The organism is Paraburkholderia sp. BGA-UO-ETr-F12, from assembly GCF_059567945.1.
This window is the reverse complement of sequence record NZ_JCAQOZ010000021.1, coordinates 33,635-50,628: the sequence shown is the minus strand read 5'-3', so window position 1 is coordinate 50,628 and position 16,994 is coordinate 33,635. Positions and strand designations below refer to the sequence as shown.

Sequence of the window (16,994 nt, the reverse complement as noted above, 5' to 3'; positions counted from 1 at the left end):
ACTAAAGTGAGGAATCTACATAACTAAACGTTATCAAGTCAACCCCCTCACCCGTGCATTCGGCGCGCCCAGTGTTGTGTACAGCGTACACGCAGAAAATCATCGATTCGGCACCTTTTAATGAGACGCGCTGACCGGTAGATCAGACCGGTTTTGCGTTGAGATCGGAAAGCTGCTTTTGCAGCTTCTGCATCTTATGTTGGATGTCGGCGCGCTTGGCAGCGACTGTCTGGCGCTTGGCCGCTTGTTTTTGTGCCTTGATTCGCTGCTGTTCAAGGTCTGCGATCTCGTTTAGAACGGGGCGGGTCAGAATGTCTCGGTATCTCATGAGCAGTGTCTCCATCGTGAGTGCGTAGGTATTTATACCGATGCAGACTACATAGAAAGCTTTCGATGTGTGAGAGCCGACGTGATTTTCGGAGATAGGTTTGAACTAATCGGCAGCGGACGACGCAGGCCCAGCACACGGTGACCGTCGTCTGACCTACTGGGTGCGAGCTGAACTACGACGAGATCGCCACGCGTCCGGCTAGATCTGGCGCACTAAATTTCCGCTTTTCAACCCTCGACTTGAGGTACAATTTCCGGAAATCGAAAAGGAGCTCCTGTGGCTAAACCCAAGTTCAAGCTGTCTTATTCCGACGCCTTCGCCCCGCGCGCCAAGACTATCGTTGAGCCGTCGCTTGTCGACGCTCGGCTGCAAGAGCTTTCCCGGGACCTAGCCGTCAGCCTTTTTACCAACGTTATTCAGAGCGGCCTTGGCGCACGTAACGACACTACGCGCGCTTCTGCCGTTACCGCGGCGGGTGTACAGCAATGGTTGAAGACGGTGGAAGACCTGCGTACCCAACTGGGCGATAAGCAATGGCGCATTCACAACGAAAAGAATTGCCCGTTCATCAGTTCGCAAGATCATTCCATCTCCATTGTGGTAATGACCGGTAACAGCGAGACGGGCAAGCAGGGCTCCGAAGATCCCGCCAATCAGGCAGAAAAAGGTGTGGTCGTTGAGGGTTTCGTTCACTCCAATCGTCAGCTTGAACTGTTCAACCAGGATGCGTTCAAGCTGGTTAAGGAAAAATGCAAGGAAACGCAGGTCTGGGCTTTCCTTTACCACTACGACAAAGCATTAAATGAAGTGCGGTTCGAGCTCTCCTACCCGACGGGATTCGGGAAGAAAAAAATCACTAAGTGGGGGGAGCGTCTGATTCTGGGCAGCATCCCGAACAACCCCGCGGAGTTTACGATTCGCAAGGACACCCCCAATGCTCCGGCTACGGTGGAAGTCGAGCCCAAGACAGGCACTTTTTGATTAACAATCATGTCAGAAATCAACCCTTCGCAAATCACGTTTGCCCGGGTTAGAAGGCGGCTCACAAAAGCTCAATTGGCCAAAGAGCTGGGCGTCACCAGTCGTAGCATTCAAAACTACGAGACTGGGACTTCAGCTCCTGATTCGGAAACCTTGGCAAAAATGGCAAAACTGCTGAACTTCCCTCAGCAGTTTTTTTCCATTGAGGAAAAGATGCCTACCATCGGAGAGCATGCGGCTAGTTTCCGCTCGCTCTCCAAGATGACGGAGGCCATGAAAAATTGTGCCCTTGGCGCAGGTGCCATCGCCTTCAAAATCAACGAATGGATGGAGGATAGGTTTAACCTACCGCAAGCCGATCTCCCTGACCTCAGTGACCTCGGTGCGGAAGAAGCCGCCGCCACGGTGCGCCGTATGTGGGGTCTGGGCAATGCACCCATTCCGAACATGATTCACCTGCTGGAGTCAAAAGGCATTCGCGTCTTTTCCTTGGCTGAAGAGGCGCGCGAGGTCGACGCATTTTGCACGTGGTATGACAGCAAGCCGTTCGTTTTTCTCAATACGATGAAATCAGCCGAACGTAGCCGCTTCGACGCAGCTCATGAATTAGGTCATTTGGTGCGCGATGTCTACAGCATGCGGCACGGTGAGGCACATGGCCCGGAGATGGAACGTCAGGCGGACGCATTTGCTGCGGCTTTTCTTATGCCAAAGGAAAGTGTAGTCGCTAACAGGCCACCAGCGTTCACCATCAAATATCTCCTAAAGCTCAAGCGCTACTGGGGCGTATCACTGGCTGCGCTGGCCTACCGTTACAACACATTGGGTCAAGTTACGGAGTGGACCTATCGTAATCTGTGCATTGAAATTGCCAAAAACGGTTATCGCACAAACGAACCAGAGCCGATGGAGCGTGAAAGCTCCCAACTGCTGACCAAAGTTTTGGACTTTCTGCAGAGCCATAAGCTGGGTCGAGGTGAAATCGCCAGAAATCTGTGCATTAGCGTGGATGAGATCAATGCGCTGACGTTCAAGCTAACTCGGCTGTCAGTGGTTTCGGGGGACGCGCCCGCTGAAGCACTTTCACGACACCCGCCTAAGCTCCGATTGATATAAGCACGCCGTTTATCGAGACTAATCGAGGCGGCAATGGCTGATCTGGCGGCAAAGCTGTCGTTGATGCGTCCTTGCCCACTAAGCGCGCACATGAATCAAGGCATGATCCGATGACCGACGCATTTCACTACCCGCCAGAATTATTTGAGCTACTTGTAGAGACCATTCCCCGTCTCAGTCGGGCCAAGAAGGGAGTCGTGCTATTCCTGCGCGGCGCGGGCGTTGCCAATGAAGACCTCGCTGAGGTCGAGCACACTGTAGCAACGGCCCCGAACTCCATCAACAAATTTGAAATTGTTCGCAAGGTTCTCGCAAAGGTCAACGCGCGCGGTGATAGTGGCTTGCGCCCACGACGTGAGATTATCAAGCGTGTGGTGGAGTTCGAGAGCTTTGCAACCTGCTGGCCGGAAGACCAGCTAAAGGCGAAAGGGCTCGTCGCAAGCGTCCGCGAGGCAGTCAACGCAAAGGACTCGTTCACACGGATGAAGCGAGAGCGAGATGACGAGCGTGAAGTTACGCGAGCCCGTCAGCAAGCAGAGCAGGCAGCAGCAGCGAAGAGGCGCTCGCAAATTGATGACGTAAATACTCGACTTGCGACCCTGTTCGGCATGGACGACAAGCCCAATGAACGCGGCAAGCTACTTGAAGGTGTTCTCAACGACTTGTTTAGAGCATACGGAGTCCTCGTGCGGGAAGACTTCCGCCGAAAAGATCCGGACACGTCAGTAGTGCTTGAACAGATAGATGGTGTGATCGAGCTCGACGGCGCAGTGTACCTGGTGGAGATGAAGTGGCTCAAATCGCCAGTCGGCACCGGTGAGTTCTTTCCCCACCTTAGTCGCTTGTTCCTCCGCGCGAATGCGCGCGGCATTTTCATTTCTTCTGCAGGTTTCACAGAACCTGTGGTCAAGGAATGTGCCATGGCCCTCGCTCAAAAAACAATGCTGCTCTGCTCACTGCATGAAATCGTTATGCTGTTACAGCGACGGGATGATTTGATCGCGTTCCTGAAGAAAAAATCGCAGGCGGCCATTGTTGACAAGAACCCTTTCCTTGAAATTCTTTCGTAGCCAGAAAACTCGATGACAGCAGCGGCACAGGTTGCACGGTGCGTGATCGCAGCAGCCTCGTTGCGCCGCGCTTGCTGCCGACGGAGTTTGAAGCGAGGCCTCTTTGTTTTATATCACACGCATTTGTCACAATACTGCGAACTGGACGCATCCCACAGGTAGCGCGGTAGAAGGAGAGAAATCATTTTTCTCAGCGAATGGCTATGGCCATGAAGAATGGCTATTTCGCGCAGAGTGGGGGATAGGCGGCTGGCAGTATGGATTTCTTCAAGGGATCAACGACAAGAGCAGACGGCATTCTCTGCTTGATCGTGGGGTCCACGTCGCAGATGTCATTCTCTATGAGATACCGGGTAAAAATACGCGGCGGTATGTTGCGCGCATTCGCCACGTCGAAATTCTAACCGACGAGCAAGCTGCCGATGCGTTGGCTGAATACAAGAAGCGAGGTTGGTATGAAAAGATGCTCGGAGAAATTGATGCTGTGGACGGCAACAAGGATGCTTTCGGTCATGCCGTGTGGGCACCGCATGTCTTAAATATCCGATTCCGCATGGAAGACGTCGAATGGTATCCGCCAGACACGTTCGCACAGCAGGGTGATCCAGTGTTGCAATACAGACGTTACACGTTCATCCAGCGCGATACAGACACCCACTTCCCGGAGACAATCAATAGACGACGGACACGGGCGGGCCAGCTCACGCCACCAGTCCAGGATGCTCATTTCAGAGGCGGTGGGGTATCACGCGAATGTTCGCCTGAACATGGGAAGATACAACAGGCGCTTCACGAAGAGCTTAAACGAGAGTATCCCGATGCTGAGATTGTTTTTGAACAAGATTTTGTCGATGCCACCGTTCGGACTGACACAGAAATCATCTTGTACGAAATCAAGTCGGATTTGAGCACTCGAAAGGTTCTACGCCTAGCGCTTGGTCAACTGCTCGAATACGCGTATTACTGGGATGCTGAACCCGAGCGAAACATCAGGTTAGTTGCCGTCGGTCGTACTGAACTGAGCCCCGACGACGCGCGATACCTTCGCTATCTCACAGACAAATTCAAACTGCCATTCGAATACAGGCAAGTCAAGATGCTATCGACCGACAGCCTAGTAGCAGGCGCCAACTCGTGAACGGCGGTCTGCTGATGGCAAGTCCGATAATCGGACTCGCCATGCGCGTCACTTTTTGCCGACGAACCCCGACCGCATCTCGCCGCTGACGGCTTCGATTTGTGCGTCGAGTTCACCGGCAGCAACTGCTGCCTTGAGCATGTCCAGCATCGGTATCAGATCCGCGAGCGTGCCGACTTCGATGGCCGGCTTGCCTTTCGCAAGCTCGAGCGTTTTCGTGCCGTAGCGCACGGACATGCAGACCTTGCCGTTTTCGGAGGTCCACCACCATGCACGGACACGCTTTTGCACTTCCACGCTCCGGCGCTCGCCGGTTTCTGCATCCTTTACCGAACGGAACTTCGTCGGCGCGAACGTTGTTCCGGCCTGCTGGGCCTTGAAGAGTTCGACCTGTTCCCAGATTTTCGCGATCAGGCGATTCCGGCGCAGGACGATTTGCGGTTGTGCGCTCGGGCGCTTCGTTGCGACAAGCTTCAGGCTGTTCAGTGTATTCATGTTGGGCTCCTTATCGTTATCTGGTAGTTCCAGGATGTAGCCGCCGTCGAATGAAATCAACAGGTTCCTGTCGCTGAAAAATCCGGGTGTTGTAGCCATGCTAAATACGGCTATGACAAAAAACACGGATATAAAGAGCGCAACACGAGACTGGATGCTAGCTCATAGCTGGTGCCTGACGCATGCCGCTACGCTCACGATGAAGCAGTACAGGAACATCGAAACAGATAAAGGTCGGACAACGCAGGCGTTGACTGTGGAGGAGGCGAGAAAGAACTTCCGTCACTTCATGAGCCGCCTGAATCGCAGCATGTACGGGAACGGACCGAAGCGCCTGTATGTGATTCCCGTAATCGAAGGTATTGAGACGGGCAAACTGCTTCACTATCACTGCGCCCTCGGAAATTTCCGCGAGGAAAAGAGCCTGGTGGAAATACGCGAGGCGATTCTCGACGCATGGCAGAAGACCAGCTTCGGCTACGAGCAGATTGACGTCAAGCCGATGTACAGCGACGACTGGTTGTCATACATCACAAAGGAAGTCGGCATGGGCAACGCCGACAACGTGGACTACGGGAATGCGAACGTTCCCGAAGCCCGATAACAGAAAGTAACACCCCATCGAATAGCCCGCGCTGCGTTGCTGACGTAATCGTCCTCGCAGCTTTCATTGCGAAGAGCGGCATGTGAGACTCTTTAATGAATTCCTATGGCTATAGATTCCGTGAAGAACTACACGAAGAAATTACGGAACATAGCTAATGAAGCGGTCGTGACAGGAAGGAAGTCAGACGAGGACCGGACGAAGCTAGTAGAGGAAGAACGAGGACGGAAGTCACACACGAGGAACGACCACCTAGCAACACGCCGATCAGTTCGCAGCAGCAGGCCTGCTGCGTCACCCCTTGGTTAAACCTATCCCGCGCAGCGACCACAGGTCGAAACCAAAGAAAATTACAAAAACCTTTGGTTGTCGTGCAAGTGCTTGTTTTCTCTGACATCTGCGCGACGTCACTCTTCTGTTGATCCCTATAACTAAAGAATACATCCTCTGGACATGGATTTTGTTTGTTCAGGGGAAATTCGTGAAGCAGGCCAAGACGTTCACCGAAAAGGAACTCAAGCAAGTACTGACCTACATTTCGCTGCGTCGGCATGCGCTGCGTAATCGAGCGATGGTGCTGCTGACTCATTGGGCCGGCATGCGTGTCGGCGAAGTCGCCGCGCTGCGGGTTGGGGATGTGGTCAACGCGGACGGCTCGATCAAGTCGGAAATTCGACTTGCGCCAGAGCAGACCAAAGGGCGACATGCCCGGACCGTGTTCTTGGGGCAGAAGCTACGGCGCGAGCTGGCCACGTACGCCGCGAGCTTGAAGAATCCGAAACTCGACAGGCCGCTTTTCTATACACAGAAGCGGGCGGGGTTTACGGCCAACACGTTATGCCAGTACTTCCATTGGCTATACAAGGAAGCGGGCATTCAAGGTGCGAGCAGCCATTCGGGCCGACGCTCGTTCATCACGAATTTGGCGAGCAAAGGCGTCGGTGTTCGTGTGCTGATGTCGCTCGCAGGGCATCGGGACATTTCAACTACGCAGCGATACATCGACGTCAACGATGAGATGCAACGCAAGGCTGTCGATCTCGTGTAACTGGTATCCGCGCGCCGACGTTGCCTTTCTCTCAGGTGGGCATCGTTGCACCGCTTAAATCGATGCCGTACAGTTGTCGTGCAGCGACGATGAATTCGATATCGGAGTCAGCAGATAGTTTCTGGCATCCAGCGGGATCGCCGGGTAAGAAGACGAAGCCAAGTTTCCCCGCATAGAAGTAGATTGCCATAGCACGCGGATCATTGTTGGCAGCCAATAGCGTGTATCCGGTGTAGCCTTCTTCAACTGAGCGGCCTGCGCAGGCCGCTTGCATGTATTCCAGTTCGCCCGAGATACGAGCATCGACAACGCGCGTGATTGCATCCGTGATGGCGCCGACCGTCTCAACAGATCGGCTGTGACAAAGGGACTCCAGCGCATCAGATGCTCTGAGAAACCACTGCTCTTCATCTGTTGGTTGAAAATGCTCGGTGCGGAACGACCCGTCAGGTAACTGAATATTACGGATGGTGGGGCCTTCGTATGGACCGACCAGTCTCATAAGCGCTCTATATCCTTCGGCGTCTCCAATGTAACCTCTTTCCACCCTTTGTACGCCGTTCTCCAGCGTGACCTTGTCGAGCGCTTTTCCCTCGGGAACCAGACGTAGAACCATGAAATCCGCCTGCCTGCCGTCTTCAATGCCGACAGCGAGTTGCACATATCGGTCGAACAATCGCTGTGGTACGTCAAGTTGAGGGGTGGCGTCCAGGTCGCCCTTAATCTCCGCGATAAGACCGCACGCCAGGCCGGGGTCACCAGCGAATGCAATGGCTACTTGACCGGATAGCACATGTATCTTGAGGGCATGGCTACTTCCATTTACTGGGCGCTCCTCGCCCCTCAAAGGCACCGGCGAACTCAGTAGCGTATCCGCGATCATGAATCCGATGTCCCTGCTGGCGTGGGCGATTACTAGAGTCATCTATATCCCCGTTATTGGTGGCTCATGCGATCTTGGGATTCGAGCCTGTTCTCAAACCGTCGCTCGGAGTGTGGCGCACCAACAGCAAGCATAGCCGACGTGCGCGATCAGCTGCGTGGAGGCGATGTGATTGGAACTCCCTCATGAACCAACTGGAGCGCTAGGCTGCTCAAGTTTGAGCCGGCGGATGCAATGCAGATGTTTTTCCGCCAGCCGTACAAAATGAACGCCGATATCGCGGGTCTTTGGTGAAAAGACGAGCGCTGTCATGTGGCCTTCGCGCTTTTCCATGGAGATTAGTGCGCCCGCGAATGCTTCGCCACTTGGGATTTGATCAATGACGCAGTAAAGCGACTTGTCACTGATGCGCTGCCATTGAAGGTACCCGTTGATCGTGAGCAGGTCGATTTGACAGACACCTTTCCCTGTCTCTACATAGACGTCATCGCTGCGAACATCTAGCGTATGTGTGTGTGGCCATGCTGGCCCAGCAGGGACATTACCGTCTGGAGCGGTATGCGGAATAGGGAACGTGCGTGAGATCGTTACAGCAGGCTCCAACGAAAACAGTATCTCAGTCGACCGCAGAAGCAACTCGCGTTGAAAATCGGCGAACGTTTTGTACTTCGGGTGCGCATTGCCCGATGCGTTATGAAGTTTGTCGTCAGGTTGAACCGAGAATGGTCCCTTCGCTTCCCGCGCGACTATTGCGTATTGCGGATTAACCCAACAAAGGAGCACTTGGCTCATCGGAAAGCATTCTTCGGCCGTGCCCTGCATCGTGAGCGCGGGGAACTGCTCTTGCAGCGGTCGGGTCCACGGGCGCAGTTCGTATAGGGCGATCCCATGTCGGGCTGCCTTGGACTGAGCACCCGAAGTAAACCCTGACGCCGACACAATCGCCCGGTGGGTTACCGACGGCATGTCCAACAGCTTGAGGCATAGCTGCTCAACGTCCGCAACGTCAAGAGGCGCGGTCTCGTGTTTTACCTCGTAAGCTTTGAAAGCATGGGTCACATTCCCAGACTCTGTAATCGTAACCGTGATATCGACATCTCGCTCCTTGCCGGCGGCTGGATCGAGCACCATGTCTCCTATCGTAACGTCAACGGCATCAGGGTCCCATTTCAGGCAGCATAGGCCGACAAGGTACTGGACGAGCATCGGCGAAAGAGAAAGCTTGGGCATTATCGACGACTCCAAGGGCCGGAGAAACCGGCAGTCTGGTTGATTATGCGTGCCGACCGGGATCCCTAATTATGCCAACGTCCGTGTCCAACGACGCCTTCTGTTACTGAGCATCAAAGTCCGGACGGCCCACCTTATCGAATTCGTTTCACCCGACCAACAGGCGTGTTTGACAATCCGAGATTGCCACGCGATCTAGATCGCAACTCGCCGCACCTTTGCTTTCAATTTTGTGACGGCGAGAGCTTTCAGCTCCGAGCAAGCCGAGACCCTTCGCGTCATGCCGTCCCGCTGCACCCTGCTGTCCAGCGAGTGCGCCTAGTCTGCATCAAGCTTGGTGTTTTCGTCCTCAGCATCACGAAACGCACACATCTTTTTCGCACATTGCGTCAAATCGGCGACAATTCTGCATTCGTCCTTGATTCTTGAGACCGCCAAGGACTGTACATATTCCATGTGCATAAAGAGCGATTCATACGGGCTGCAAATACATAACAAGGAAAAGCAAAGATGAAGGAAGTGACGCTGACCATTCGCTTTGAAGGCGGGGAGGCCGATAACGGTCGCTTGCCGATACATGATGCGGCTACGGCGGAAATGGGGCTTGCCCGAGCGGTAAATATCGTTACCCATTCGTTCGCCAATGACGAGCAGATGCGAAAGCGCGGCGATTCGGCAACAGGAGCGGCGGTGTACGCGAGTGCTCCTAAAAAAGGATGCTACGAAGTTGAAGTGGATGTTGTATTCGATCAAGCAACGTGCGAGAAAATGGGGGCGAGCGTTATTGCAGCACGGTACTGGGATTACCTGACTTGGTGCTGGTCGTTTGCAGTTGGTAAGAACTATGACCCAGTGACGCCTTATGTGCAACGTCTTGTAGAAAGTGAAGATGCAAAAATCGATGAAATCGCGGACACTTTAGAAAGTGCGATGGCAAGCCTGCATAAGCCAATCGCGGAAGATCCTGATCATATTAGTTTGGTGTTATCGCGAAAGCATGTAGGCGATATCCTTACATTCGACGCTACAACGAACGAATACGTTAATGTACGCGGAGAGTCGGATGACGACGAATACGTGATTGGCAATGTCACAAAATTCAACATTCTCACCAATTACGGGCGAGTGTACGACGATAAGCTTCGGCGTGTTGTGTCTTTTAAATTAATTGAAGATCCGAGCCATCGTCTGAGGTCACTTATCACCAAATCTATGCATGAAAGAGTCAAAGGAGAAGAAGGTAAATTGCATTTTCTGGTGCGACGAGTCGAAAATGCCATGGGGACAGTAAAGCGATACGTCGTTTCTGATGTGGTAGAGGTTCGATAAATGGAATCGACGGCTATACAGTACTGCACCTATTTGGGAGATATTTGCGGAACGTTGGGCGACTGGAAAGACTGGACGTCAATTTCTGGAACAATTACAGCCATTGGCATTGGCCTGATTGGAATCGTAAAGGTGTTCTATGAAATTCCGCGATTGCATGCCCAAAAACAAAAAGAAATCGACGAACGTGAACGAGCCGCGACCCTTAAAAGAACAGAATTTTTCTTAGGTCAGCATAGGCGACTTTTTGACACTCCAGATCTATTTGAAGTGCTTTGCTTGATCGATAGCATTGAAATGGGGAAGTTGGCATCACCGGAAATGTGGGATAAGAAGAGAAAATTTCTTACATTTTTTGAGGAAATGGCGCTTCTTGTGAACAACAACATGATCGACGCCGATGTCGCTGATTATATGTTCAGTTACTACGCAAGTACGGCATGGAATAATGAACATTTCCGAGAAGGGATAGATCCCTCGGCAGAGCATTGGGGCCTATTGTTCGATTATATAAAGGAATCTGAACGCCGCCGGCGCGCGGCATCGTGTCCGGTGCCACAAAAATTGCGGTTATAAAAATTGGTAATGCGGGATGTTGCGGGCAGCGCGCGGCGGTGATGTTCAGCAACGCGACGGCGGTCATAAGCACGCAGCGTAGCGCGTCGAGCATTCGCCAGTTTGTGCACAGCCGGATGGCGGCGCAACACGCGGTGCCGGTCGAACTTCCTGCTCCCTTCGCGGGTGATGGTCGCCTCTGCCGCGTTGGCACAGTCGCCCGAATTGCGATAGACGCCAGCTATTCGAGCCATGCAGAAGTCGCGGGCTGGTCGTCGCATGGCGGCAGATAATCGACGTTGAGTGCGGTAAGCGACCGAAACGCGTCGATTTTCGGCCATGCGTGTCGTTGAGCGAGCGTCGCTTTATGGGCGATCTGCAGGCAGATAATCAATGTCCGATCTGCTTCGACTCCAAGGCGGAGAGTGCTTCCATAAAGATCGTCTGCAGGGGCGGCAACGTACATTCAAGAACATCGTACAGGCCCATGTCGCGGCTACAGCGCTCCAGCTTCGCTCTATAAAGTCGGGCAGCTTCGCATCGAGCATCGATCGGCACGAGGAAGTATTCGCCGTTCTGGCGTTTCGTGGAATCGGTGGCCATTGCCAATCCCTGCTCCTGCAAATCGAACACGGCGCCGATTGCCTGACCGCGACTGCAACCGAGCAGCAGGTGCAGTTTGTCGAGCGAGATTTCACCGGTAGACAGACTGATATCGAGTGCCTTCGCTGCGAAAACCGACGTGTTGAGCGTTTTGGCGAGGGCAGTTGCATATCGGCCTTGGTACAGCGACATGAAATTGTGAAAGCGCGTGATCGCGAACATGTGACCCCGAAGAAGGATGCATTGCAGATGCAAGGAGGGTAGCGAGGGGTTAGTGGCCCATCAACAAAAGGTTGATGCGCCGAGATTCATCCAGCGCTAGGTCTAACCTAGTGCTGCTGACGCCCGGCGGGTCACAGAATTTACGCGTGTGCTGAATACTTTTTAACCGACCGCATGCCGTTGGCGAGTGCGATGGCCGCGGCTTTCACGTCCGAGCCGCTGAGGGCGCACAAGCTCTCAAGCTCGTGCCGCAACGCGCGTCTGACCGCATCCTGACTGGTAATCATTGCGCCGCTACCCTTGGCAAACTGGGATTTGGAGTTGATCAGTCGCGGGACGTCCTCCTGGTTCGGATTGATTTCCGGATCGAAAGGGCGGTCGAGGTAGGCTGCAAGCGAGGGGTGAGCCTCAAGCACTTGCTCAAGCTCTTCGAGCGCTTGTTCATAACGCCAATCATTCGATTTTTCGCTGTTGGTGTTGGCAACGAAATCGGCGGTCTTCAGCAGGCTGACGTAATGCTGGAGTTCGGACGGGATGGCGTTTGCATCTTCACGCATCCGTCTCGCTTGGCTGACGGCGTCTGCGGCTCGATCGGCGATCTCATTGCCAAGCGAGCTGCGGATCTTGGAAATCGTGATGTCGTCAGGATCGTCGAGCATTTCTGCGATTGTTGCCTGTTGGTCTGCTGCATTGATCTGCTTCGTATCTGTGCCAAGCTCGTCTGTGTGGGCCACTTCGATTGCTTCATTACCCGCAACGTTTGTAGGTTCGTCGGTCGACGGCTTTTCCAGAGGCGCGGCAGTCTGCTGCGTCTCGTTTCCGTTTTGTTCCAGGGCATGCTCCAGATAGGCAGATTCGAGCACGGCTTTCTTCGAAACGAATCCCTTGATACCGATGCTGCCGTCCGGGTTCCGCACAACGATGGCGACGCACTCGGTCGGTTCTTTGACTGGCTCAAAGCTCGCATTGGCGAGTGCGGATGCCGCAATGATGCAGCGCGTCGCCTGAAGGGCGTTGCGTGCGCTGGCGATCTTGTCCGCGCGATTCTTTTCGCGCTTGGAACCGGATTCGTAGTTGAGGTTGGGCTTCCCGTCTGCGAGAAACTTCTTGCGAACGGCTTCGATGCCGCCTGCCGCACTGAGCCAGCTCAGGAATTCATCGGGGGTCTTCTGCAATGCGCTGGCGACGGAGAAGATATGCACGTAACCCGACGTGAGTTGCGAGCTGGCCTTGACGACCAGTTTGACGAGCCTATGCAGATCCGTTGTCTTGCCGTTGGTGCCGATGTCTTCGGCCTTGCACCTCTCGTCCAGCACTGAGCGGTTTTTCTCGCGCTCCGCCGGCGTGGCGTCAACGATATACGCGTGGTACGTCGCGTAGATGTCCTGCAAGGTTTCGTACAGCGCCTTGTGCGCGCCATTGAAGTGCGTTTGCAGCGCCGTGATCGCTTGCGTGAGCGATGCGAATGCGGTCGGGCCTGCGAACGAGATGGCGTGCGGCGCGTGGTTCTTGTTAGTCATGGAAATGCTCCCGATAAAGTTGATGAAATCGCCGATCAGTGAATCGACGAAATGCACTTTAATTACGGGCGTGGCGGGGCGGTATCCCGCGCACTACATGACGTACGCTGTTTGCCTGTAAGTGGTTTACCGCTTGCGGGCAAACGTCATACCGTCGAGCCACTTGGTGATGGTGCGCTCGGCCTGTGCTTCGGACAGGTTGATGCCGCGTGACTGCGATTCCGCGACAATCCGATCCTTGATCGACAAGGCGGCGTTTCGTTTGCTCAGATATTTGCCTGACGCTGCAAGTTCGCGGGCAAGCTGTCGAAGCGGTTCATACTTGGCATCGCGCTGTGTTGAACCGGACTTGCCTCTTGCCGAAATGACGCCAGCCAACGCGGGCTCAAGCACAAAGATGCCTTCTGCGAAGCCCAGCAGATAATGTGCGTTGGCGATATACGACCATCCGGCGCTTTCCCGGCCTTCACGGTGAGCATCTTGCGCGGCCTGGACATAGGCGTAGGCGAGGCATATCTTCCGCATGTAGATCACGAACGATTGTCGCGAATGATTCGCGAACGTGCGGATTTCGATCTGCGCGGGATCGTCGACTGTGGACTGGGCGATAGGGGCAAGGATTTCGCTCGCAAAATCGCCCGCTGACTTATCCGGGTTCATCACGATGTAGAGCCGGAATAAGGCGGTGATGATCGCGTCGGCTGCGTCTTCGATCGAATCGAAGGTCGCCAGAGGTTCTCCGAGCTTGCGGAGATGTGCGGGGCTGTCGGTCATGGTGTGGCGGAGAAATGCAAAAGGCTGGGGGCAGCACTGTTTTAACGGCGTCGTGGCGCTTTGCTTGAGCGTGAGGCTGCATGGGTATCGAATTGACCCCGAAGGTGCATCGCGGCTCGTTGGGCCAGCCTTAGGGGAGTTCGGCGGAGGGTCGGAAAGGCAGATTTGCGAAAGCCCGGCCCGTGTCGTGGTTACGATAGAGACAGTGTGGGGGCGGGGCCGGTCGGGAGGTTTAGCGGCTCGCTGCCGCTTCCGGGTACAACGGCCAAGCGCGCAGACGTGGCCTTTGCTGGGCTCGTAGCCTTCGGATTGTCGACCCCGTCATTGTCAGACGCCAAATCAATGCCCACCCGCTTTCTCTTGTTCTTACGCTGCGACTGGATGACGTCGATGTTCATCTCTCCCGTCAGTTCGCTGGCATAGAAGCGCTCGATCATTTCAACGGACGTGCGCGCATTCCGTGCGAGCGTCAGCATGTCCATGCCGTCGGCGTTGAGCAAACGGAACATGATGCAGGTATGACGCAAGCTGTAGATGGTGCGCTCATTGCCGCGCACATCGGTTTTCATGCCGAGGTCTTCGAGCAGAAAATTGAACTGCAGTTGCAGGCGCTTGAGCGCGGTATCCCGGTTCGCATATTGGGGCATGAACACATAGTCCTCTGGCTTGGCCAGACCTTCCGGTTCATAGAGCTTGCATTGGCGCTCGTACACATCGACAGCGCGCTGCATCGTGGCAATCGGCTTGCTGTGCTTCTTGCTTTCCGGCAGCGTCAGACGCAGGTAAGTGTGCTCGTCGCGAACGATAGCGACATGCTTGTGCTGCATGTTTTTCAGGTCGGTCGGCCGGATAAAGCCGTTGACCATAAACACGATCATGTTCGGCAGATCGGCCGTGATCTTGATCTTGCGCGTCTCATTTCTTCGACCGCTACCGTTGGGCGATGCGATCACATGCTCGGTGCCGATCAGCGCCTTGGCCCGTGTATGCAGTTTCCGGTATTCGGGTAGGTTAAACCAAGCACGCGGCTTATCCTGCGTCTTGATCTTCGGAAAGTGGGGCAGGGCAGCGATTGCCCCTCGATTCGCCGCGTACTGAAGCACCTTATGGATGATGCCGAGGTATCGCTTGATGGTCGAAGGGTCGAGTTTTTCCGCGCTCAACTTGACCACGAACTGATCGAGCAGTTCGAACGACACGTCCTTGATATTCCGGCTACGGAAGTCCGGCAGGATTTTCGCGTCGAGCATGTATTGGTCGTTACGGTGCGACTCTTCCGTGAACTCGTCACGATCGACGCGACCTTGCTGCGATTCGAGCATCTGCCGCGACCAATACTCGAAACTGGCCTGATTGGCCGTTGATGCGCTCGTGAAGCTGCCTGCAATGATCTGGTGGTACATCGCTTTGGCAAACTCGATGGCTTCACGCTTGTCCGATGTCTTCGAACTGCGCTTGTGCATCTTGAAGCCGTCGAAATAGCGGGCCTGCCAGTACGAACTGGCGCGCATCATGTAGATCTTGAGCTTGTCTGGATAGCCCTTGATGCTCTCAAGGGTGTGCGGGAAGGGCACTGTCCGACCGGTGGACTGTGCCTGAGGTGTCGTATTTGTAGTTGTTATCGACATGATCGGGCCGTGGAAATGAAAAAAGCCTTGCGAACCAAAGGTTTTCGCAAGGCTTTATCAAAGGTTAGTACTACACAGATTACTGTAGTACTGCAACGACTGCAAAACTCTTTAAGTCGTTGATTTTTAACCAAATTCTGGTCGGGGTGAGAGGATTCGAACCTCCGGCCTCTACGTCCCGAACGTAGCGCTCTACCAGGCTAAGCTACACCCCGATCTGTACTGCTGGACTCTTACGGTGTTTCAGTCTCGTTCAAGACTGTCTTGCCGTCGAGTAAGAACATAATTCTAGCAGGCTATCTTTGAAAATGGAATCGGGAAACGAAGAAATTGCTGCAGCCGCGGCAAGCGCTTCCTGCTTCGCGCACTCCAGCGTGTGGTCGAGCGCGCCGGAACGCGTGATCGCTTCGAAAATGGTGTCGAAACGGGCCGTGCCGCCCTGCTCGATGGCTTCTCGTGCAAGCGCCGACTGTTCAGGTGTGCCGCGCTCGATCAGATAAATCAACGGGAGTGTGGGTTTGCCTTCGCGCAGATCGTCGCCGGCGTTCTTGCCCATTGACTCGGCCGTGCCAGTGTAATCGAGCCAATCGTCCATGATCTGGAAGGCCGTGCCGATGCGGCGGCCGAATTCCGCCGCCGCGGCTTCGGTTTTTGCATCCGAACCGGCCAGCACAGCGCCAAGCTGGGCGGCGGCTTCGAACAACTTGGCAGTCTTGTAGCGGATCACCTGCATGTAGCGCGCTTCGTCGACGTCGGCGTCATGCATGTTCAGCAACTGCAGCACTTCCCCTTCGGAAATGATGTTGGTCGCCTCCGACAGGATTTCCATCACCCGCATCTTGCCCACGCCAACCATCATCTGGAACGAGCGCGAGTACAGGAAGTCGCCAACCAGCACGCTTGCCGCGTTGCCGAACAGCGCATTGGCGGTCTGGCGGCCGCGCCGCAGATCGGATTCGTCGACCACGTCGTCGTGCAGCAGCGTGGCCGTGTGGATGAACTCCACCACGGCGGCCAGTTCGTGCCGATGCCCGGTGGTCTCGCCCAGCGCGCCCGCCACCAGCAGCAGCAGGGCGGGCCGCAGCCGTTTGCCGCCGGCACTGATGATGTACTCGGAGATCTGATTGATCAGCATCACGTCGGACGCCAGACGGTGCCGTATGACGCGATTGACCTGCTGCATGTCTTCGGCGATCGGAGCGAGCAGGCTGGCGGCGTTGGAGGAGGGGGTGGCAGTCGACGACATGATGGCTGAATTGGGTAGTGCCGCGAATTATAAGGCGAATCGCGGCAGTTCCGGGTCGCCCGCTGCGGCTCGGCACGACGCAGACCGCGGATGGGCCGCTGCCGGGGCTGCCCGGCAGCGACGCCGGGCGTCGCGCGCGGTGACTCTCAATGAGTTTTGACCGAGCAGCTAACTCTATGTATAATCACGGGTTTCCGCGCGCGGTGCGTGGGAAAAATGAA

The 16,994-nt window shown here is 54.8% G+C and carries 17 protein-coding genes and 1 tRNA gene; 8 read left to right on the top strand and 10 right to left on the bottom strand.

Translation table 11 applies throughout. The features are described 5' to 3' along the window. Positions 1-142: 142 nt before the first annotated feature. Complete coding sequence (locus AC57B6_RS08435) at positions 143-328, bottom strand: hypothetical protein (RefSeq protein ID WP_496420982.1); 186 nt, start codon at positions 326-328, stop codon at positions 143-145. Positions 329-607: 279 nt separating this feature from the next. Here AC57B6_RS08435 and AC57B6_RS08430 point away from each other — a divergent pair, with 279 nt between their 5' ends. From AC57B6_RS08430 to AC57B6_RS08415, 4 genes are all read left to right on the top strand, one after another. Then, positions 608-1,312 carry a hypothetical protein gene (locus AC57B6_RS08430; protein ID WP_496420981.1) on the top strand — a complete coding sequence of 235 codons (705 nt, stop codon included), beginning with the start codon at positions 608-610 and terminating at the stop codon, positions 1,310-1,312. A 9-nt stretch (positions 1,313-1,321) separates the two neighbouring features. Then, positions 1,322-2,428, top strand: a complete 1,107-nt coding sequence (locus tag AC57B6_RS08425; protein ID WP_496420980.1) for an ImmA/IrrE family metallo-endopeptidase — start codon at positions 1,322-1,324, stop codon at positions 2,426-2,428. Between the two features lie 110 nt (positions 2,429-2,538). Beyond that, positions 2,539-3,498, top strand: coding sequence for a restriction endonuclease (locus tag AC57B6_RS08420; protein ID WP_496420979.1), 960 nt, complete (start codon positions 2,539-2,541; stop codon positions 3,496-3,498). A gap of 103 nt (positions 3,499-3,601) precedes the next feature. Next, entirely contained in the window at positions 3,602-4,636 is a 1,035-nt protein-coding gene (locus tag AC57B6_RS08415; RefSeq protein WP_496420978.1) for a hypothetical protein, read from the top strand. 48 nt (positions 4,637-4,684) lie between these two features. On the opposite strand, the gene AC57B6_RS08410 is transcribed toward AC57B6_RS08415, so the two are convergent. Beyond that, positions 4,685-5,131: a DUF6641 family protein gene (locus tag AC57B6_RS08410; protein WP_496420977.1), complete on the bottom strand. Its 447-nt coding sequence runs from the start codon at positions 5,129-5,131 to the stop codon at positions 4,685-4,687. 154 nt (positions 5,132-5,285) lie between these two features. Between AC57B6_RS08410 and AC57B6_RS08405 the strand changes: the two genes are divergently transcribed. Beyond that, on the top strand, positions 5,286-5,735 hold the full coding sequence (locus AC57B6_RS08405; RefSeq protein WP_496420976.1) for a hypothetical protein: 450 nt from the start codon (positions 5,286-5,288) through the stop codon (positions 5,733-5,735). A 481-nt stretch (positions 5,736-6,216) separates the two neighbouring features. Then, positions 6,217-6,783, top strand: a complete 567-nt coding sequence (locus AC57B6_RS08400; protein WP_496420975.1) for a tyrosine-type recombinase/integrase — start codon at positions 6,217-6,219, stop codon at positions 6,781-6,783. A 31-nt stretch (positions 6,784-6,814) separates the two neighbouring features. On the opposite strand, the gene AC57B6_RS08395 is transcribed toward AC57B6_RS08400, so the two are convergent. Both AC57B6_RS08395 and AC57B6_RS08390 read right to left on the bottom strand, forming a co-directional pair. Then, positions 6,815-7,708 carry a hypothetical protein gene (locus AC57B6_RS08395; protein WP_496420974.1) on the bottom strand — a complete coding sequence of 298 codons (894 nt, stop codon included), beginning with the start codon at positions 7,706-7,708 and terminating at the stop codon, positions 6,815-6,817. A 141-nt stretch (positions 7,709-7,849) separates the two neighbouring features. Continuing rightward, positions 7,850-8,896, bottom strand: a complete 1,047-nt coding sequence (locus AC57B6_RS08390) for a hypothetical protein (protein ID WP_496420973.1) — start codon at positions 8,894-8,896, stop codon at positions 7,850-7,852. Positions 8,897-9,406: 510 nt separating this feature from the next. On the opposite strand from AC57B6_RS08390, the gene AC57B6_RS08385 reads away from it, so the two are divergent. Together AC57B6_RS08385 and AC57B6_RS08380 are read left to right on the top strand one after the other, a co-directional pair. Further along, on the top strand, positions 9,407-10,225 hold the full coding sequence (locus AC57B6_RS08385; RefSeq protein ID WP_496420972.1) for a DUF7946 domain-containing protein: 819 nt from the start codon (positions 9,407-9,409) through the stop codon (positions 10,223-10,225). Then, a complete protein-coding gene (locus AC57B6_RS08380; RefSeq protein WP_496420971.1) occupies positions 10,226-10,801 on the top strand; it encodes a hypothetical protein in 576 nt (191 codons plus the stop codon). It abuts the gene before it with no gap. Positions 10,802-11,170: 369 nt separating this feature from the next. On the opposite strand, the gene AC57B6_RS08375 is transcribed toward AC57B6_RS08380, so the two are convergent. The 6 genes from AC57B6_RS08375 to AC57B6_RS08350 all read right to left on the bottom strand — a co-directional run bounded on the left by AC57B6_RS08375 (position 11,171) and on the right by AC57B6_RS08350 (position 16,773). After that, complete coding sequence (locus AC57B6_RS08375; protein WP_496420970.1) at positions 11,171-11,605, bottom strand: hypothetical protein; 435 nt, start codon at positions 11,603-11,605, stop codon at positions 11,171-11,173. 140 nt (positions 11,606-11,745) lie between these two features. Beyond that, complete coding sequence (locus tag AC57B6_RS08370; RefSeq protein ID WP_496420969.1) at positions 11,746-13,125, bottom strand: hypothetical protein; 1,380 nt, start codon at positions 13,123-13,125, stop codon at positions 11,746-11,748. Between the two features lie 126 nt (positions 13,126-13,251). Further along, positions 13,252-13,899 (bottom strand): hypothetical protein, encoded by a 648-nt coding sequence (locus AC57B6_RS08365; RefSeq protein WP_496420968.1) that lies wholly within the window; start codon positions 13,897-13,899, stop codon positions 13,252-13,254. Positions 13,900-14,090: 191 nt separating this feature from the next. Continuing rightward, complete coding sequence (locus tag AC57B6_RS08360; protein WP_496420967.1) at positions 14,091-15,221, bottom strand: site-specific integrase; 1,131 nt, start codon at positions 15,219-15,221, stop codon at positions 14,091-14,093. A 444-nt stretch (positions 15,222-15,665) separates the two neighbouring features. Further along, positions 15,666-15,742, bottom strand: a tRNA-Pro gene (locus AC57B6_RS08355). A 38-nt stretch (positions 15,743-15,780) separates the two neighbouring features. Then, on the bottom strand, positions 15,781-16,773 hold the full coding sequence (locus tag AC57B6_RS08350) for a polyprenyl synthetase family protein (RefSeq protein ID WP_028196474.1): 993 nt from the start codon (positions 16,771-16,773) through the stop codon (positions 15,781-15,783). Positions 16,774-16,994: the final 221 nt, after the last annotated feature.